Source organism: Pseudomonas sp. NPDC087626, assembly GCF_044743405.1.
Lineage (GTDB): Bacteria > Pseudomonadota > Gammaproteobacteria > Pseudomonadales > Pseudomonadaceae > Aquipseudomonas.
In genome coordinates this window covers 133,388-152,322 of the sequence record NZ_JBIUWJ010000009.1, presented here as the reverse complement: position 1 = coordinate 152,322, position 18,935 = coordinate 133,388, and the positions used below count along the sequence as shown (strand labels likewise).

The 18,935-nt window shown below is 61.9% G+C and carries 14 protein-coding genes and 1 pseudogene; 9 read left to right on the top strand and 6 right to left on the bottom strand.

Translation table 11 applies throughout. The features are described 5' to 3' along the window. The first annotated feature begins 58 nt into the window (after positions 1-58). Positions 59-1,468 carry a PLP-dependent aminotransferase family protein gene (locus ACIOVD_RS10210; protein ID WP_401127422.1) on the top strand — a complete coding sequence of 470 codons (1,410 nt, stop codon included), beginning with the start codon at positions 59-61 and terminating at the stop codon, positions 1,466-1,468. A gap of 67 nt (positions 1,469-1,535) precedes the next feature. Here the strand turns inward: ACIOVD_RS10210 and ACIOVD_RS10205 are convergent, their stop codons facing one another. Beyond that, positions 1,536-2,354 (bottom strand): pyruvate, water dikinase regulatory protein, encoded by an 819-nt coding sequence (locus tag ACIOVD_RS10205; protein WP_095165490.1) that lies wholly within the window; start codon positions 2,352-2,354, stop codon positions 1,536-1,538. Positions 2,355-2,529: 175 nt separating this feature from the next. Here ACIOVD_RS10205 and ppsA point away from each other — a divergent pair, with 175 nt between their 5' ends. From ppsA to ACIOVD_RS10165, 8 genes are all read left to right on the top strand, one after another. Further along, positions 2,530-4,905, top strand: a complete 2,376-nt coding sequence (ppsA, locus tag ACIOVD_RS10200; RefSeq protein WP_095165488.1) for a phosphoenolpyruvate synthase — start codon at positions 2,530-2,532, stop codon at positions 4,903-4,905. A 244-nt stretch (positions 4,906-5,149) separates the two neighbouring features. Then, positions 5,150-6,139: an alpha/beta fold hydrolase gene (locus tag ACIOVD_RS10195; protein WP_401127419.1), complete on the top strand. Its 990-nt coding sequence runs from the start codon at positions 5,150-5,152 to the stop codon at positions 6,137-6,139. A 196-nt stretch (positions 6,140-6,335) separates the two neighbouring features. Beyond that, complete coding sequence (gene rraA, locus ACIOVD_RS10190; RefSeq protein ID WP_401127417.1) at positions 6,336-6,827, top strand: ribonuclease E activity regulator RraA; 492 nt, start codon at positions 6,336-6,338, stop codon at positions 6,825-6,827. Positions 6,828-6,850: 23 nt separating this feature from the next. Then, positions 6,851-7,846, top strand: coding sequence for a zinc transporter ZntB (locus ACIOVD_RS10185; protein WP_095165483.1), 996 nt, complete (start codon positions 6,851-6,853; stop codon positions 7,844-7,846). A 63-nt stretch (positions 7,847-7,909) separates the two neighbouring features. Further along, on the top strand, positions 7,910-8,155 hold the full coding sequence (locus ACIOVD_RS10180; protein ID WP_095165481.1) for a CrfX protein: 246 nt from the start codon (positions 7,910-7,912) through the stop codon (positions 8,153-8,155). A gap of 2 nt (positions 8,156-8,157) precedes the next feature. Continuing rightward, positions 8,158-8,982, top strand: coding sequence for a mechanosensitive ion channel family protein (locus ACIOVD_RS10175; protein WP_095165479.1), 825 nt, complete (start codon positions 8,158-8,160; stop codon positions 8,980-8,982). A gap of 91 nt (positions 8,983-9,073) precedes the next feature. Beyond that, positions 9,074-9,664, top strand: a complete 591-nt coding sequence (gene sigX, locus ACIOVD_RS10170) for an RNA polymerase sigma factor SigX (protein WP_095165477.1) — start codon at positions 9,074-9,076, stop codon at positions 9,662-9,664. A gap of 107 nt (positions 9,665-9,771) precedes the next feature. Then, complete coding sequence (locus ACIOVD_RS10165; protein WP_095165475.1) at positions 9,772-10,746, top strand: OmpA family protein; 975 nt, start codon at positions 9,772-9,774, stop codon at positions 10,744-10,746. Positions 10,747-10,815: 69 nt separating this feature from the next. On the opposite strand, the gene cobA is transcribed toward ACIOVD_RS10165, so the two are convergent. The 5 genes and pseudogenes from cobA to ACIOVD_RS10140 all read right to left on the bottom strand — a co-directional run bounded on the left by cobA (position 10,816) and on the right by ACIOVD_RS10140 (position 18,789). Beyond that, the gene (gene cobA / locus ACIOVD_RS10160; protein WP_095165473.1) at positions 10,816-11,589 is read right to left on the bottom strand and encodes a uroporphyrinogen-III C-methyltransferase; all 774 of its coding nucleotides are present in this window, start codon (positions 11,587-11,589) and stop codon (positions 10,816-10,818) included. A 10-nt stretch (positions 11,590-11,599) separates the two neighbouring features. Further along, the gene (locus ACIOVD_RS10155) at positions 11,600-14,317 is read right to left on the bottom strand and encodes a molybdopterin-dependent oxidoreductase (RefSeq protein WP_401127461.1); all 2,718 of its coding nucleotides are present in this window, start codon (positions 14,315-14,317) and stop codon (positions 11,600-11,602) included. Positions 14,318-14,343: 26 nt separating this feature from the next. Beyond that, positions 14,344-15,570: pseudogene (locus ACIOVD_RS10150) on the bottom strand (NAD(P)/FAD-dependent oxidoreductase); the annotation flags it as partial. A gap of 329 nt (positions 15,571-15,899) precedes the next feature. Next, a complete protein-coding gene (locus ACIOVD_RS10145) occupies positions 15,900-17,570 on the bottom strand; it encodes a protein kinase (protein ID WP_401127413.1) in 1,671 nt (556 codons plus the stop codon). Positions 17,571-17,577: 7 nt separating this feature from the next. Next, on the bottom strand, positions 17,578-18,789 hold the full coding sequence (locus tag ACIOVD_RS10140) for a NarK/NasA family nitrate transporter (protein WP_159997116.1): 1,212 nt from the start codon (positions 18,787-18,789) through the stop codon (positions 17,578-17,580). Between the last annotated feature and the right edge of the window lie 146 nt (positions 18,790-18,935).

The window sequence follows — 18,935 nt, the reverse complement described above, 5'->3', positions numbered from 1 at the left end:
TCATGGAAAAGGTCTATCCCTGATTGAACCTGTTTTCAGCACGCTATTCGGGGTGGTAATGGCTGTCAAAGTAAGTATTGCCATGGTGTCAATCCTGCGGGATGCGCTCAGCCATGGAACCGGCATGAAGTACCAGCGCCTCAGCGACGGGGTAGAGCAGGGCATGGCTGACGGCGTGCTCGCGCCTGGCTGCAAATTGCCGCCCCATCGCCTGCTGGCGGACAGCCTCGGGGTAACGGTGGGCACGGTCAGTCGCGCCTATGCCGAGCTTGAGCGCCTGGGCAAGGTGGTCGCCCGGGTCGGTGACGGTACTTATGTCCGTGAGCAGGGCATGGAGCGCCCGCGTGACGGTGGATTCCGCAATGTCAGCGAGCAACCACCGCTGTGCCTGGACATGAGCCGCAATCAGCCGATTCCCGGACGCCAGGCGTTGTGCCTGAGCCAGGGGCTGCAGGCCCTGGCGAGTGATCCCCAGGCCATGCAGCGGATCAGCGGCTACACCGCGGACGCCGGTCTGCCGGAGTATCGGGCGGCGGGCGCGCGGTGGCTCGGGCACGGCGAATTTGTCGCCAGGGCTGAGCAGGTGATTTGCGTCAACGGCGGCCAGCACGGTTTGCTGTGTGCCTTGATGGCGCTGCTCAAGGCCGGCGATACGCTGGTCACCGAGCAGTTGACCTACCCAGGCTTGATCAGCGTGGCGCGCAATCTGGGGATCAAGCTGATTGGCCTGGCCATGGACGCCGAGGGGTTGCTGCCAGCGGCTCTGGACGAGGTCTGTCGCCAACACCGGGTGACGGCGCTGTACTGCACGCCGACCCTGCAAAATCCGACGGCCGCGGTAATGTCCACCGCGCGTCGCGAGGCCCTGGTGGAGGTCTGCCGGGGGTACAATCTGTTGATCATCGAGGATCAGGCCCACGCCGTGCTGGTCCAGGAGCGGCCGTTACCCCTGAGCCATTTTGCTCCGGAGCGTACGGTGCTGATCGCCAGCCTGAGCAAGGCGGTGTCGGCGGGCTTGCGGGTCGGCTATCTGTATGCGCCCCAGGCCTTGCTCAGCCGTTTGTCGGCAGCGGTGCGCGCTTCGTGCTGGATGGCCACGCCCCTGGCCCTGGAGTTGGCCACGCAGTGGATCGAAAGCGGTGTCGCCCGGCAGTTGCTGGAACAGCAAATTATCGAAATCAGCCGGCGCAAAGCGCTGGTCGAGGGCGTGTTGCAGGGCTTGCAGTACCGCACGCACGCACAGAGCCCGCATTTCTGGATCGACGTGCCCGAGCCGTGGCGCGCGTCCCAGGTCGAATCTGAGCTCAAGCGCAGCGGCTACCTGATTGCCACCGCCGAAGCGTTCGCGGTAGGGCATGGGGCCGTGCCGCAGGCGATCCGCGTCAGCGTGTGCAATTCGGTGGGGGATGATCGGTTGTTGCGCGAGGGGGTCGAGGCGGTGGTGTCGGCATTGCGGGAGGTCGGGTAGTCGGTCCGCGCGGGCAAGCCAGGCTCCTGCGAAGAGCCCGGCGCGCCTGCGCTGGCGACTCGGCTGGCTACTTGAAGCGGCGCTCGACGCCTTTTTCCACGAGGATCTTGGCGGAAATCTCTTCCACGGAAAAATGCGTGGAGTTGATGTTCGGGATGTTCTCGCGGCGGAACAGGTTTTCCACTTCACGCACCTCGAACTCGCACTGGGCGTAGCTCGAGTACCGGCTGTTGGGCTTGCGCTCGTTGCGGATGGCGGTGAGGCGGTCCGGGTCGATGGTCAGGCCGAACAGCTTGTGCTGGTGGGCGCGCAGGGCGGCCGGCAGTTGCAGGCGCTCCATGTCGTCCTCGGTCAGTGGGTAGTTGGCTGCGCGGATGCCGAACTGCATGGCCATGTACAGGCAGGTCGGGGTCTTGCCGCACCGCGACACGCCCACCAGGATCAGGTCGGCCTTGTCGTAATAGTGGGTGCGCGCGCCGTCGTCGTTGTCCAGGGCGAAGTTCACCGCCTCGATACGCTCCATGTAATTGGAGTTGTGGCCAATGGAATGCGACTTGCCGACCGAATAGGACGAGTGCTCGCTCAGCTCCAGCTCCAGCGGGGCGAGGAAGGTCGAAAAAATGTCGATCATGAAACCATTGGACGTGGCGAGAATCTCACGAATGTCCTGGTTGACGATCGTGTCGAAGATGATTGGACGAAAGCCGTCCTTTTCGGCGGCCGTGTTGATTTGTTGTACCATGGCCCGCGCTTTATCGACGCTGTCGATGTACGGCCGGGTGAATTTGCCGAAGGTAATGTTTTCGAACTGCGCCAACAGGCTTTGACCCAGGGTTTCGGCCGTAATGCCCGTGCCATCGGAGATAAAGAAAGCAGATCGTTTCATTTGCGCCTTGGGCCTTAAGCTGGTGACGATTCTTGGATATGATAGGCGCGATTTGGCGGCCCGGATTGGCCGGCATTCTCACTTATTTTCCAGGTCCAGGCCATATAGCTGGCAAATGCTCCCTTGAGCGGCCAGTACCCTGAGCTTTTCCAACACAGTTAGTGGAGAGATCACCTTGGTAGAGTACGTAGTTTCCCTCGATAAGCTCGGCGTCCATGATGTAGAGCATGTGGGGGGCAAGAACGCATCCCTGGGCGAGATGATCAGTAACCTTGCAGGTGCCGGTGTGTCGGTCCCGGGTGGCTTTGCCACGACAGCTCAGGCTTATCGTGATTTTCTCGAATTAAGTGGTTTGAACGACCAGATCCACGCCGCGCTGGATGCGCTGGACGTGGATGACGTGAACGCGCTGGCCCGTACTGGCGCGCAGATTCGTCAATGGATCATGGAAGCCGAGTTCCCGGAGAAGCTCAACGCCGAGATTCGCACCGCGTTCGCCACCCTGTCGGCCGGTAACCCGGACATGGCCGTGGCCGTGCGCTCTTCGGCCACCGCCGAAGACTTGCCGGACGCCTCGTTCGCCGGTCAGCAGGAAACCTTCCTGAACATTCGTGGCGTCGAGAACGTCATTCGTGCGGCCAAGGAAGTGTTCGCTTCCCTGTTCAACGACCGTGCCATTTCCTACCGCGTCCACCAGGGCTTCGACCACAAGCTGGTGGCCCTGTCGGCCGGTGTGCAGCGCATGGTGCGTTCGGAAACCGGCACCGCCGGCGTGATGTTCACCCTCGATACCGAGTCGGGCTTCCGTGACGTGGTGTTCATCACCGGCGCCTACGGCCTGGGCGAAACCGTGGTCCAGGGCGCAGTCAACCCGGATGAATTCTACGTCCACAAGGGCACGCTGGCCGCGGGTCGCCCGGCGATCCTGCGCCGCAACCTGGGCAGCAAAGCAATCAAGATGATCTACGGCGACGAGGCCAAGGCCGGTCGTTCGGTCAAGACCGTCGACGTCGACAAGGCCGAGCGCGCGCGTTTCTGCCTGTCCGACGCGGAAGTCAGCGAGCTGGCCAAGCAAGCGATGATCATCGAGAAGCACTACAAGTGCCCGATGGACATCGAGTGGGCCAAGGACGGTGACGACGGCAAGCTGTACATCGTGCAGGCCCGTCCGGAAACCGTGAAGAGCCGCACTTCGGCCAACGTCATGGAACGCTATCTGTTGAAAGAAACCGGCACCGTGCTGGTGGAAGGCCGTGCCATCGGCCAGCGCATTGGCGCCGGCAAGGTCCGCATCATCAAGGACGTGTCCGAGATGGACAAGGTCCAGCCGGGCGACGTGCTGGTTTCCGACATGACCGACCCGGATTGGGAACCGGTCATGAAGCGCGCCAGCGCCATCGTCACCAACCGTGGCGGCCGTACCTGTCACGCGGCGATCATCGCCCGTGAGCTGGGGATCCCGGCGGTAGTGGGCTGCGGTAACGCTACCCAGCTGTTGAAAGATGGCCAGGGCGTGACTGTTTCCTGCGCTGAAGGCGACACCGGTTTCATCTTCGAAGGCGAACTGGGCTTCGACGTCAAGAAAAACTCCGTGGACGCCATGCCGGACCTGCCGTTCAAGATCATGATGAACGTCGGCAACCCGGACCGCGCCTTCGACTTCGCGCAGTTGCCGAACGCCGGTGTGGGCCTGGCCCGCCTGGAGTTCATCATCAACCGTATGATCGGCGTGCACCCCAAGGCGCTGTTGAACTACGACGGCCTGCCTGCGGAAATCAAGGAAAGCGTCGACAAGCGTATCGCTGGCTACGACGATCCGGTCGGTTTCTACGTCGAGAAGCTGGTCGAGGGCATCAGCACCCTGGCTGCCGCGTTCTGGCCGAAAAAAGTCATCGTGCGCCTGTCGGACTTCAAGTCCAACGAATACGCCAACCTGATCGGCGGCAAGCTCTACGAGCCGGAAGAAGAGAACCCGATGCTGGGCTTCCGCGGTGCCTCGCGTTACATCAGCGAAGCCTTCCGTGACTGCTTCGAGCTCGAGTGCCGCGCCCTCAAACGTGTGCGCAACGAGATGGGCCTGACCAACGTCGAAATCATGGTGCCGTTCGTGCGGACCCTGGGCGAAGCCAGCCAGGTCGTCGATCTGTTGGCCGAGAATGGCCTGGCCCGTGGCGACAACGGCTTGCGCGTGATCATGATGTGCGAACTGCCATCGAACGCGATCCTGGCTGAAGAGTTCCTGGAATTCTTCGACGGTTTCTCCATCGGCTCCAACGACCTGACCCAGCTGACCCTGGGCCTGGACCGTGACTCCGGGATCATCGCGCACCTGTTCGATGAGCGTAATCCGGCGGTCAAGAAGCTGCTGGCCAATGCCATTGCCGCCTGCAACAAGGCCGGCAAGTACATCGGCATCTGCGGCCAGGGCCCATCCGATCACCCGGACCTGGCCAAGTGGCTGATGGAGCAGGGCATCGAAAGCGTTTCGTTGAACCCCGATTCCGTACTGGAAACCTGGTTCTTCCTGGCTGAGGGTCAAGCTTCGGCTTGATGGTGTGAACAGGTCGCTCGCTCGCGATGGTCGTCAAGGCGCGTTGCCCTGGCGTCCATCCCTGTAGGAGCGAGCTTGCTCGCGATGGTCGCTAACGATAACGCGCACATGCTGGACAAACGCGTTGTCCCGACGTCCATCGCGAGCAAGCTCGCTCCTACAGGAATAAGAGCGAGCGACCTGTTTTTGAGATTCAAGTAGGGCGGGCTCCTCCGGATGCCGCCCTTTTTTGTGCAAGAGCATTATGCAAAGCAGCAGTAACCTGTTTCCTGTCGCCTTGCTCAGCGCCGAACGTCGCGGCGATCTGAGTGAGGACGTCTATCGCCTGAAACCGGGCAACAGCCCGGACGGCACCGTTGAGCTGGCAGTGACCCGCCTGGGCATGGCCGATGAACCCGCCATGCGCGGGGTTCCGGTGATTTTGCTGCACGGCAGTTTTTCCAACCGGCGTTTCTGGTTTTCCCCCAAGGGCTTGGGTTTGGGGGCGTACCTGGCACGCGCCGGTTTTGATGTGTGGATTGCGGAAATGCGCGGGCACGGCCTGTCGCAGCGCAATCAGCACTACCGCAAGAACCGCGTGGCCGACTATGCCCGCTACGACCTACCGGCCATCGCCGCGTTCGTCCGCGAACAGAGTGGGCAGGCTCCGCACTGGCTCGGCCATTCATTGGGCGGCATCACCCTGGCCGCCGCGCTCGGGGGGCACTACCTGGAAGCGTCCGATGTCGCCAGCGCCGCATTTTTCGGCACGCAAGTGAGTCGCACCTACTGGCCGCTGAAAATTCCCCCGGTGGAATGGAGCGGACGTTTCATCCTCAAGCGTTTTGCCCAACTGTCGGGGTCTCGCCTCAAGCGTGGCCCGGAGGACGAACCGATTGGCCTGGCTCTGGAAAGCATGCGCTGGTTCGGTCTGTTCGGACGTTTTGGAGACGCCGACAAGGACTGGTGGGCGGGCTTGGCCGAAGTGCAGGTGCCGGTCCTGGCCGTCAGCGCCAGCAACGATCACCAGGACCCCGACTGGGCGTGCCGCAAACTGTTCGAGCAAATGGGCTCGACGCACAAGCAATACATTTGCCTGGGCCGCGCCCAGGGCTTTGCCGATGACTTCGGGCATGTGCAAATGCTGGTCAGCAAAGCCGCGCAAGTCGAAGTCTGGCCATTGGTCCAGCGTTGGCTGACAGACCCGCAGGCACCCGTGCAGGCGCAGACGCTCGCCACGGTCGGCGCAGACTGACGTGAACGCTCTATCAAGGGCGTTTCGTTCCTGTCCGCTTACGGCTAAGATATGACGCATTGAGCTTTTCTGGTCACTTTACGTGGCGATGCTGGTGGCGGTGTTCGCGGAAAAACGGCTTTAAACCGCAACCCTCAGCGCTCGTTTCCTTTAAGGTGACATCCTCGATTGTCTTCCTCTTTACAGGAGTTTCTCGATGAATCATTACCTCACTCCCGACCTGTGCGATGCCTATCCGGAACTGGGACAGGTCCTGGAGCCGATGTTCAGCAATTTTGGCGGCCGTGATTCCTTCGGCGGTGAAATCGTGACCATCAAGTGCTTCGAAGACAACTCGCGGGTCAAGGAGCATGCCGAGCTCCCGGGGAACGGCAAGGTACTGGTAGTCGATGGCGGCGGTTCGCTGCGCTGCGCGCTGCTGGGCGACATGATTGCCGAGAGAGCGGCCAAGAACGGCTGGGAAGGCCTGGTGATCTACGGCTGCATCCGCGATGTCGATGTCATCGCACAGACCGACCTGGGGGTGCAGGCCCTTGCCAGTCATCCGAAGAAGTCCAACCGCCGTGGTCTTGGCGAGATCAACGTACCGGTGACGTTTGCCGGTGTGACGTTCCGTCCGGGCGAATACATTTATGCGGACAATAACGGCGTGATCATCTCGCCGAGTCCGTTGCAAATGCCTGAATAAACGGCGACCAGACAGGGGTGAGGATGTTCGAGGAAGAAAACGCGCAGTGGGGGCTGGTCCATGCCCTGGTGCTGGATGGAAAAGGCGGTGCGCGTTCGATTGCCCGGACTGAACTGGATGACCTGCAACTGCAACCCCACGAAAGCCTCTGGCTGCACTGGGATCGCAGTCACCCGCAAACCCAGACCTGGCTGCGTAAATCCAGTGGCCTGAGTGAGTTCAGTTGCGACCTGCTGCTGGAGGAGAACACCCGGCCGCGCTTGCTGGCACTGCCGGACTCCGAATTGCTGCTGTTTTTGCGCGGGGTCAACCTCAACCCTGGTGCCGAGCCGGAAGACATGGTCTCGGTGCGTATCTTCGCCTCGGCCCAGCGGGTCATTTCCCTGCGCTTGCGCCCACTGCGCGCCACCGACGAATTGTTGGTGCAGTTGGCTGAGGGCAAGGGGCCGCGGACGGCTTCCGAACTGATCCTGTATATGGCCCAGTACCTCACTCACAAGGTCCAGGACCTGGTGGGCGATCTCTCGGAAGTGGTCGATGTCGAAGAAGAAAAACTGGATGCCGACGAACGGTATACCCCCGAGCACGGCTCCATTTTGCAGATCCGTCGGCGTGCCGCCGGGCTCAAGCGTTTTCTGGCGCCGCAGCGGGATATTTTCGGACAACTGACGCGGATCAAACTGCCCTGGTTTGTCGAGGATGATGGCGATTACTGGAACGAATTGAACAACAGTCTGACGCGTTATCTGGAAGAGCTGGAATTGACCCGCGAGCGGGTGGGGCTGGTGCTGGAGGCCGAAGACCGGCGTCTGAGCGTGAAAATGAGTCGCACCATGTACCGCTTCGGGATCATCACCGGGATCTTTTTGCCGATGAGTTTTCTGACCGGTCTGCTGGGCATCAACGTCGGTGGCATTCCGTTCTCCGAGAGCCCCTATGGCTTCCTGGTTGCCTGCCTGTTGATGGTCTCGGTGGCGTTGGGGCAGTGGTGGTTGTTCCGGCGTTTGCGCTGGGTATGAAGGAGCGTCATGTGACCCGGGGAATTTTGATCGCGTCTTTCACAGATATCACGAGAGGTGCGTATGCACGATCCGTTTGAACAGTCTTTGCGTGACATGCTCCAGGCATCCCCGTCCACCCGCGACGATGATGCGTGCCTGGGTCGTGTACTGAAAACCGCCAACCGCCAGGTGGGTGCCGGTGATCTGTTCAGTCTGCTGGGCCGCTGGGTGCCGGCACTGATGATTGCCCTGAATAACGGATCGGCCCATGTCTCGCCGGTTTCCCGTCGTAAACCTACCGCAAGCACTGCTGATAAGGCTGATTGAATATGGAACTTGATCTCTGGACTCAGAGCCTCGTCACGGCAATGACTGCGTTGTGGACCAAGGTAGCGAACTTCATTCCCAATCTGTTTGGCGCCCTGGTCGTGCTGCTGCTGGGTTTTGTCGTTGCCAAGTTGCTGGACACCTTGCTGTCCAAATTGTTGGCCAAGCTGGGCCTGGATCGCTTGATGGGCGGTACCGGTTTGACCAAGTTGATGTCTCGGGCGGGTCTGCAGGTTCCGATCTCGACCCTGATCGGAAAAATCGTCTACTGGTTCGTTTTACTTATTTTTCTGGTTTCTGCTGCAGAATCCCTTGGCTTGGAGCGAGTTTCGGCTACGCTCGATATGCTTGCGTTGTATTTGCCGAAAGTATTCGGTGCCGCGTTGGTGTTGCTGGTAGGGGTATTGCTGGCGCAACTGGCCAATGGCTTGGTGCGCGGCGCTGCAGAAGGGGTCGGTCTGGACTATGCTGCGGGCCTGGGGCGAATCGCCCAGGGCCTGGTGATCATCATCAGTATTTCGGTGGCGATCAGTCAGCTCGAAGTCAAAACCGACTTGCTGAACCATGTGATCGTGATAGTTTTGATAACCGTTGGTCTGGCAGTCGCCTTGGCCATGGGATTGGGTAGCCGGGAAATCGCCGGCCAGATTCTTGCGGGAATCTATGTGCGTGAGTTGTATCAGGTTGGGCAACAAGTGCGTGTTGGTGAGGTCGAAGGCCAGATCGAAGAGATCGGCACGGTTAAAACTACATTGCTGACCGACGAGGGTGAGCTAGTATCACTCTCCAATCGGATCCTCCTGGAACAGCATGTTAGTAGCCGCTAACCCGGCAAACCCTGCTAATGTATGCCGCCGCGAAATGCCCGATACCCTTGGGCCGCGGCGGACATTGACCTGACTGTCGGCCCGACTTGTTTTGAATAAACCCCAATCGCTATCCACGCGCTACGACCCCCGCGAGCTCTCTGATGAGGAGTTGGTCGCGCGCTCGCACACCGAGCTGTTTCACGTAACGCGCGCTTACGAAGAGCTGATGCGGCGTTACCAGAGAACTTTATTTAACGTCTGTGCACGATATCTTGGGAACGATCGCGACGCGGACGATGTCTGTCAGGAAGTGATGTTGAAGGTGCTGTACGGTCTGAAGAACTTCGAAGGTAAATCCAAGTTCAAGACATGGCTATATAGCATCACGTACAACGAATGCATCACACAGTATCGAAAGGAACGGCGTAAGCGTCGCTTGATGGACGCTTTGAGTCTGGACCCCCTCGAGGAAGCGTCGGAAGAAAAGACGCCGAAACCTGAGGAGAAGGGTGGACTTGATCGCTGGTTGGTGCATGTGAACCCGATTGACCGGGAAATTCTGGTGCTACGATTTGTCGCAGAGCTGGAATTTCAGGAGATCGCAGACATCATGCATATGGGCTTGAGTGCAACAAAAATGCGGTACAAACGCGCTCTAGATAAATTGCGTGAGAAATTTGCAGGCATTGCTGAAACTTAGTTCGGCGCAAATATCTCTTACGTGTAGGCAAGTTCTGATAGACTTGCCGCCGAGTTGTCCCCCGGTTTGCGGGACTGCTTTACAATCACCAGATGGGGATTTAACGGATGAAACTGAAAAACACCTTGGGCTTGGCCATTGGTTCTCTTATTGCCGCTACTTCTTTCGGCGTTCTGGCACAAGGCCAAGGCGCAGTTGAAGGCGAGCTGTTCTACAAGAAGCAGTACAACGATAGCGTCAAGCACATCGAAGACGGCTTCAACCCAGGCGCTCGTATCGGTTACTTCCTGACCGACGACGTTTCGATCGATCTGAACTACGATCAGACTCACCACACCCGTTCGAACGACGGTACTGGCAACCAGAAGATCAAAGGTGACACCGGCTCCCTGCTGGGTACCTACCACTTCGGTCAGGCTGGCGTAGATTCCCTGCGTCCGTACGTTTCCGGTGGTTTCGGTCACCAGAGCCGCACCAGCGTCAAAGCTGACGGTCACAGCGGTCGCGATCAGTCGACTCTGGCTATCGTTGGTACCGGCGTTAAGTACTACTTCACCGACAACCTGTTCGCTCGTGCCGGCGTTGAAGCTGACTACGCAATGGACAACGGTAAGTGGGACTACTCCGCCCTGGTTGGTCTGGGTGTGAACTTCGGCGGCAACGCCGGCGCAGTAGCTCCAGCTCCAGTTCCGGCACCGGCTCCAGAGCCAGAGCCAGAAGCTCCAGTTGCTGAAGTGGTACGCGTTGAGCTGGACGTCAAGTTTGACTTCGACAAATCTGTTGTTAAGCCAAACAGCTACGCTGACGTGCAGAACCTGGCTGACTTCATGAAGCAGTACCCACAGACCACCACCGTGGTTGAAGGTCACACTGACTCCGTAGGTCCAGACGCTTACAACCAGAAGCTGTCCCAGCGTCGTGCTGACGCTGTTAAGCAAGTTCTGGTCAAAGACGGCATCGACGCTGGCCGCGTTAGCTCCGTTGGTTACGGCGAATCCCGCCCAGTTGCTGACAACGCAACTGACGCTGGCCGTGCTGTTAACCGTCGCGTAGAAGCGCAGGTTGAAGCTCAAGCTAAGTAATTAGCTCGCAGCTCGCGAAAAGCCCGGCTTAGGCCGGGCTTTTCTTTGCCTGCGATTTACTGCCTGGGGTTACAACGCTGCGCTGGACGGCCATGGCAACTGTGTCACGGACGCCGGCAGGCTCTGATCCAGGGCTGCAGAGGCGGCCACGGCACCTATCACCAGGATCGCTGGGCTTTTTAACTGGAAGCTGTAGGCATCTTCTTGCATGGCTGTAAGGTTGCTCCGGCATTCGCGTTGGTTCGGCATTGAAGCGTTTTCAATCATTGCCACTGGCGTATCCACTGCCATCCCGCCGTCCAGCAACTGCTGGCGAATTTCCCCGAGTTTTGCCACACCCATGTAGATCACCAGGGTGGTCCCGCCCTGGGCCAGGGCGCGCCAATTGAGCTCGCTGTCGTCCTGGGTATGGGCTGTCACCAGGGTCACCCCCCGCGCAACGCCGCGCAGGGTCAAGGAAATATCGCACTGTGTGGCCCCCGCCAGGCCGGCGGTGATGCCATTGACCAGTTCGACCTCGATCTGCCGTTCGCGCAACCACTGTGCTTCTTCACCACCCCGGCCAAATATGCACGGGTCGCCCCCCTTGAGCCGCACCACGCACTTGCCCTGGCGGGCATAACGCAGCATCAACCGATGGATAAATGCTTGTGGGGTCGAGCGGCAGCCACCGCGTTTGCCCACGGCAATGACCCGCGCCTGGGGGCAATGTTGCAGCACAGCTGGGTTGACCAGGTCGTCGATCAACACCACTTGTGCTTCGCTCAATGCTCGTACCGCCTTGAGGGTCAGCAATTCAGGGTCACCCGGGCCTGCACCCACCAACCAGACTTTTGCGCTCATGTTGCATTCCTCACGAGGTGATTGCGGCTGGCCGCACTTGGGCGGCCAGCAGACGCTTGATTTCCGGGACACAGGAGCCGCATTGCGTGCCGCAACCCAGTTGTTGTTTCAGGCCTTGCAGGTCCAGGCCACTGCGAATGCCCGCGCACACTGCGCTGTGGCTGACGTTCTTGCAGTTGCACAGGGTTTTCTGCGCGCCAGAGTCGGCACCGGCAGCGCCCGGCGGAGCGCTCAGGGGGGCCAGCAGCCAGGGCCGCAGTTGCGCATCGACGCGACCTTCCAGCCACAGGTTCTGCAACCAGTGCCGGGCCAGCGTTTCCCCGGCCAGGCGGATCGCGGTGATGCGCCCCTGTTCGATACGCACGCGCTTGCCAATGGCGCGACGCGGATCGTCGTAGGCCAATACCGGGCCCTGGTCCAAACCAAGGTGCAGGTCGATCTCCTGCAGCCGTTGCGGGGTCGGCGCCTGGGCGCAGGCGGCGCGTATCAGCAGTGCCGGCCGCTCACGCCCGGCAAGGCTGAGGCTGACGTAGGCAAAGTCCTCGCATAGCGGACGCAGCGCCTCGAAGTGCTGTTGAACATTGCCCTCGACCAGGGCGAAGAACTGCCACGGCAACTCAACGGCTTCAATCCGTACGCCGCTGTGTTTCAGCTCGGGCTGTTTGGACAGCGGGTCGAACGCCGGCTGGGTCAGCACGTTCACGCCGCCCTTGAGGAAGCGGTCGCCCCAGTGCATGGGTAGAAAGGCCTGCCCCGGGCGGACCGAGTCATCACTGGCGAGCTCGACGATCACGCTGCCGCGGCGACTCTTGAGGTTGACCAGGTCGCCGGCATTCAAGTGTTGGCGCTGCAGTTCATCCGGGTGCAGGCTCAGGAGCGCTTCGCTGACATGGCCAAACAGCTGCGCCGCGGTGCCGGTGCGGCTCATGCCGTGCCATTGATCGCGCAGGCGTCCGGTGATCAGGGTCAGGGGAAAGTGCGCGTCGCGTTGTTCCTTGGCCGCGCAAAACGGCTCGGCGATAAACTGCGCCCGCCCGCTAGCCGTGGGAAATATCCCGTTCACGTACAGGCGCGGCGTACCGCGGGTGGCGCCTTGTGGGAAGGGCCATTGCTGCGGACCCAGGCGGTCGAGCAAGGCGTGGCTGATGCCCGACAGGTCCAGGTCGCGTCCGCAGGTCAGCTGTTTGAATTCATCGAACAGTTGCCCAGGGTGATTGAAGGCAAACAGGCTGGCCTGACCCGGACGCAGGTATTTCTCCAGGCGTTGGGCGAAATCCACGGTGATGGCCCAGTCCGGGCGTGCTTCGCCGGGTGGGGCAATGGCCCGGCGAACGTGGGAAATCCGCCGCTCGGAGTTGGTCACCGTGCCTTCCTTTTCCCCCCAACTGGCGGCTGGCAGCAGCAAGTCGGCGAAGGGCGCGGTTTCGGTGGTGCTAAAGGCTTCCTGCAACACTACGAACGGGCACGCCTGCAAGGCCGCGCGCACGTTCTGTTGGTCGGGCAGGGACTGCGCCGGGTTGGTGCAGGCGATCCATAGCGCTTTGATTGTGCCGTTGTTGACCTGCTCGAACAGTTCGATGGCGCTCAGCCCGGGGGTTTCCGGCAGCGTGGGCACGCCCCAATAGGCGGCTACCTCGGCGCGATGCCCGGCATTGCTGGCCTCGCGGTGGCCTGGCAACAGATTGGCCAGGCTGCCGGTTTCTCGCCCGCCCATGGCATTCGGCTGACCGGTAAGGGAGAAGGGGCCTGCGCCTGGGCGGCCGATTTGTCCGGTGGCCAGGTGCAGGTTGATCAGTGCGCTGTTCTTCGCGCTGCCGGCAGTGGACTGGTTCAAGCCCATGCACCACAGCGACAGAAAGCTCGGCGAGGTGCCGACCCATTGCGCGCACTGCTGCAACTGCGCGACGCTGATGCCGCACAGTTGCGCCACCATGGGGGGCGTGTAGTCGCGCACCAGGTTCTTCAGTTCGGCCAGGCCTTCGGTGTGGGCCTGGATAAAGTCGCGGTCGATCCAGTCTTCCCACAGCAGCAGGTGCAAGATTCCGTGGAACAGCGCGACATCGGTGCCCGGCAGAATCGCCAGGTGCAGGTCGGCCAGGTCGCAGGTGTCGGTGCGTCGAGGGTCGATGACAATCACCTTCATCTGTGGCCGACGGGCCCTGGCTTGCTCAAGGCGGCGAAACAGTACCGGATGGGCGTAGGCCATGTTACTGCCGACGATCATCACGCAATCACTCAGTTCCAGGTCTTCGTAGCTGCAGGGCGGTGCATCGGCGCCCAGGCTGCGCTTGTAGCCCACCACCGCCGACGACATGCACAGCCGCGAATTGCTGTCGATGTTGTTGGTGCCCACCAACGCCCGCGCCAGCTTGTTGAAGGCGTAGTAGTCCTCGGTCAGCAGTTGCCCGGAGATGTAGAACGCCACGCTGTCCGGGCCGTGCTCGGCGATGGTTTGGGCAAACACGCTGGCGGCGTGGTCCAGGGCGCTGTCCCAGGTGGTGCGGGCGCGGGCCAGGCCCTTGCCCAGCCGTAACTGCGGGTACAGCGCGCGGGCCGCCAGGTCACCGGTCAGGTGCAGGGTCGAGCCCTTGCTGCACAGTTTGCCGTAGTTGGCCGGGTGCGTCGGGTCGCCGCTGACGCCGAGGATCTGCTCGCCGTCATGCTCGATCAGGACGCCGCAGCCCACCCCGCAATAGCAGCAGGTCGAGGCAGTCGTCTGGCGCTTCATCATGACGCTTCCTGCAGTGTCAGGTCCTGGTCACCGGCAGCGGTCAACGCTGGTTCGCCAAACATCAGGTGATCGCGGATCGCGGCAATGCCCTGCTGTTCGCGGATCTGCTGGAAATACCAGCCGCCATCGACGGTATCGCCGTACAGGCAGGCACCGACCAGCACGTCATCCTTGATCACCAGTTTTTTGTAGATCCCGTCGATCGGGTCGCGCAGGGTGATGGTCTCGGTGCCTTCGCCGCCCATGAAGTCGCCAGCGGAGAACAGGTCGATGCCGGTGACTTTCAGCTTGGTCGAGGTCACCGAGCCTTTGTAGGTGGCAAAGCCCAGCTGTGCCAGGTGGTTGGCGCAGACCTTGGCCTGCTCGAACAACGGCGCCACCAGGCCATAGGCAATGCCGCGATGGCTGGCGCATTCGCCGATGGCGTAGATGCGCGGGTCATAGGTCTGCAGGGTGTCGTTGACCAGGATGCCGCGGTTGCAGGGCAGGCCGGCTTGCTCTGCGAGCTCGCTGGCCGGGCGGATCCCGGCGGCCATCACCACCAGGTCGGCAGGGATGATGTCGCCGTTCTTGAACTGCACTGAGCCGACCCGACCGTTGCCGGCGTCGAGCAGGGCCTGGGTCTGTTCGCCCAGGCGAAAGTGCAGGCCACGCTGTTCCAGGGCGGCTTGCAGCAACTGGCCGCTGGTTTTGTCCAATTGCCGTTCCAGCAGCCACTCGCCGATGTGCACGACGGTCACGCGCATGCCGCGAAGCATCAGGCCGTTGGCCGCTTCCAGGCCCAGCAGGCCGCCGCCGATGACCACGGCGTGACGGTGGGTCCGGGCGGTGTCGATCATGGTCTGAGTGTCGGCGATGTCACGGTAGCCAATCACCCCCTGCAGGGTGTTGCCCGGGATCGGCAGCATGAAGGGCGTCGAGCCGGTGGCGATCAACAGGCGGTCGTATTCGGCGCTGCTGCCGTCGGCAGCGATCACCCGGCGCTTGATCCGGTCGATCTCCACCACTTTGCGGTTGAGCAGCAAGGTGATGTTGTGGTCCTGGTACCAGGTGAGGTCGTTGAGCTCGATATCTTCGAAGGTCTGTTCACCTGCGAGCACCGGGGAGAGCAGGATGCGGTTGTAGTTGGTGTGGGGTTCGGCGCCGAAAACCGTGATGTCATACAGGTCGCTGCTCAGCTTGAGCAGTTCTTCGAGCGTGCGGATCCCGGCCATCCCGTTGCCGATCATCACCAGTTTCAATTTTTTCATCGGGTTCTCCGCAAGCTCAGGCCAGCGTCATCGGGTCGATAGGACTGGCTCGGTGTATTTCGCGCAAACAAAAAAAGGCGTCCCGCTAGTGGCCTAGCGAGGACGCCTTTGTCCTGGTCCCGTTCTCTCGGGCAGCGCACCCTTCGTCGTTGAAGGCTGGGCTTTATGTGTGGTGAAAGGGCTAATGCAGTGGTTGTGCCAAGTGGCGTAGGCCGCCGCTTTATCGGGCCCATCGCGGTGTTCGGGCGCTGCCGGCGGGGTTTTCTGCACCGATTGAAGGCGCGGCGCACAGCAATGGCGCGACGCTCCTGGGTTTGCGCGGCCCAGGGTTAGTGGCGAACAAGGGAAAACAGCAGCACCAGGTTGATCATCAGCAACACCAACGCCAGGGTCCGCCAGACTTTCACCGGCTCACGCTCCAGCAGCGGTCTGGGTCGCACGCTCAAGCTGCCGCGCTCGCCGTGTTCGAGAATCAGCAGCCATTGCTCGGCGGTTTCATAGCGCTGGGCCGGGTCGGCATCTACCCCGCGCTCCAGGCTCTGTCCCAGCCAGTCCGGCAGGTCCGGGCGGTAGCGCTGGGCATTCACTGGCTGGCCGAAGCGCGGACGCTGGAAGGCTTCGATTTCGCCGTAGGGAAAATGCCCGGTGGCCAGGTAATACAAGGTCACGCCGACGGCATACAGGTCTTGTTGCGCAGACGGCGCCTCACCGTTGAAGGCTTCCGGGGCGATGTAGCTCGGGGTGCCGGGCAGCGCGTTGGCCTGGTCTTCGGACAAGCCCGGGCAGTACGCCAGGCCAAAATCCAGCAGGCGCAACTCACCGTCTTCACTGAGCAGCAGGTTTTCCGGCTTGATGTCGCGGTGCAGAATCTGCCGCCGATGCAACAGGCCCACCGCGCGCAACAGGCGCTCGGCCAGTGCCTGCCATTGCGCCAGCGGCAGGGGACCGGTCTGGGCGAAGGCCTGGGCAAGGGTCTGTCCCGGGTATTCGCGCATCAGGTAATACAGGTGCTGACGCTGGGTAGCCGGATGGACCTCGGGAAAACTGCGTCCGGCGACGCGCTTGAGAAACCACTCCTCCGACAGCAGGGCCTGGGCGGCCTGGCTGTCGTCGCTCAACTGCGCCGGCAAGGTTTTCAGCAGCCATGGTTGCTGCTGGTTGTCGTGGACCCGATAGATCAGTGACTGTTGGCTTTGCCCCAGCAGTTTCTCGACCTGCCAGCCTTCGAAGCGCTGGCCGGGCTTGAGGGGAGGCGGCAAGGGCCATTGCTGCAAGTGGATCAGCGCGTCGCCGATGCTCGCTTCGCCGAGGGCGTCGATCCGCACCAACAGCGCGCTGGCATTGTCCTGGCTGCCGGCCAGGTGCGCGGCATTGACCAGGGTCTGTGCCGCGCTGTGCAGGTCCGGTTGATCGCGCAGAATCGCGGCAATCGTGGTGTCGCCCAAGGTTGCCCAGACGCCATCGCTAAGCAGCACGAAGCACTCGCCGGCGCGCAACTCGCCATCGAGAAAATCCAGCACCAGGTGTTGGTCCAGGCCCAGGGCGCGTTTGAGCACATGCTGCATGCCCGGTTGCTCCCAGACGTGGTCCTCGCTGATGCGTTGCAATTGCTCGGCGTGCCAGCGATACACCCGGCAATCGCCGACGTGGGCCAGGGTGAAGCGTTGTCCGCGCAGCACCAGCGCACTGACGGTGGTGAGCAGCGGCAAGCCGCCACCGTTGGCCTGCAGCCAGCGGTTTTGCGCCAGTAGCAGGCGGTCCAGGGACTGCGCCACGCCCCAGGTCTGCGGGGTGGCGTAGTAGTCCAGCGCCAGCGCCTGCAAGGTGGTACGTGCCGCCAGCCCGCCATCGGCGCATTGGCTGACGCCATCGGCGATGGCGAACAGACACCCCTTGCTCGCGGCCAGCTCCGCGGCGGGAGTAACCAGGCGCAGGGCATCCTGGTTTTCCTCGCGCGGGCCGATGGCGCTGGCTTCGGCAAAGCTCAATTGCAGACTCATCGACGCCTCAGACCCGCGCGGCGGTCACGGCAGCCGAGCCCCAGGTGGTTCTCCAGCGGCGCTTGACCCCGTGCAGGCCGAACCACGCCAGGACGCCCAGGCTGGCGAACAGCCACAAGGCCAGTTGATAACTGCCGGTGCTCTGCTTGATCGCCCCCATGCCGGCGGCGAGGGCAAACCCGCCGATCCCGCCCGCCATGCCGATCAACCCGGTCATCACGCCGATTTCCCGGCGAAAACGCTGGGGCACCAACTGGAACACCGCGCCATTGCCGGCGCCAAGGCCAAGCATGGTGCAGACGAACAGCGCCAGTGCCGCGTAGGAGTTGGGCAGGTTGAAGCCGACGGCGGCAATGCACACGATCGCGACGCCGTACATCAGCAGCAGGGTGCGGATCCCGCCGAAGCGATCGGCCAGGGCGCCACCCAGTGGGCGCATCAGGCTGCCGCCAAACACGCAGGCGGCGGTGTAGTAGCCGGCAGTCACCGGGCTCAGGCCGTACTGGTCGTTGAAGTAGCCGGGCAGGGCACTGGCCAGGCCGATGAAACCGCCAAAGGTCACGCAGTAGAAGAACATGAACCACCAGCTGTCGCGATCACCGAGGGCCTTGAAGTAGTCGCTCATGGATTTGGCCTTGGGCCGTTGCGGCGCGTTTTTCGCCAGCCAGGCGAAGACGATCAAGGTCAGGATCAGCGGGATCAGGGCGAAACCGAATACGTTGCTCCAGCCAAACGCGGCTGCCAGCACCGGCGCGATCAGCGCGGCGAGCACGGTGCCCGAGTTGCCCGCACCGGCAATGCCCATGGCCTTGCCCTGGTGCTGCGGCGGGTACCACTGCGAGGCCAGGGGCAGGGCGACGGCAAACGAAGCCCCGGCCATGCCCAGGAACACCCCCAGCAGCAGGGCTTGCTCGTAGCTGTGGATGCCCAGCTTCCAGGCGCCGAACAGCGCGCAGATGACGATGACCTGGCCGATCAGGCCGGCGGTCTTGGGCGACAGGCGGTCAGCGAGCAAGCCCATGACAAAACGCAGCAAGGCCCCGGCGAGGATCGGCGTGGCCACCACCAGCCCGCGCTGTTGGGTGGTCAGGTGCAGGTCGGCGGCAATTTGCACCGCCAGGGGGCCCAACAGGTACCAGACCATGAAGCTCAGGTCGAAATACAGGAATGCCGAGAACAGGGTCGGGGTATGACCGGATTTCCAGAAGCTTGAATTCATCGCGCACCTCAGCGGTTAAGAGTCTCGAAGGAAGTCGTGAGCTTGGCGGTGGCGCGCCGCGACGGCCGCACCACCGGCCCCGGGCTGTGGGGCCAAAACGAAAAAACGCCGCAACCCGCTGCGCTTGCGCGAAAGGGGTGTGCGAC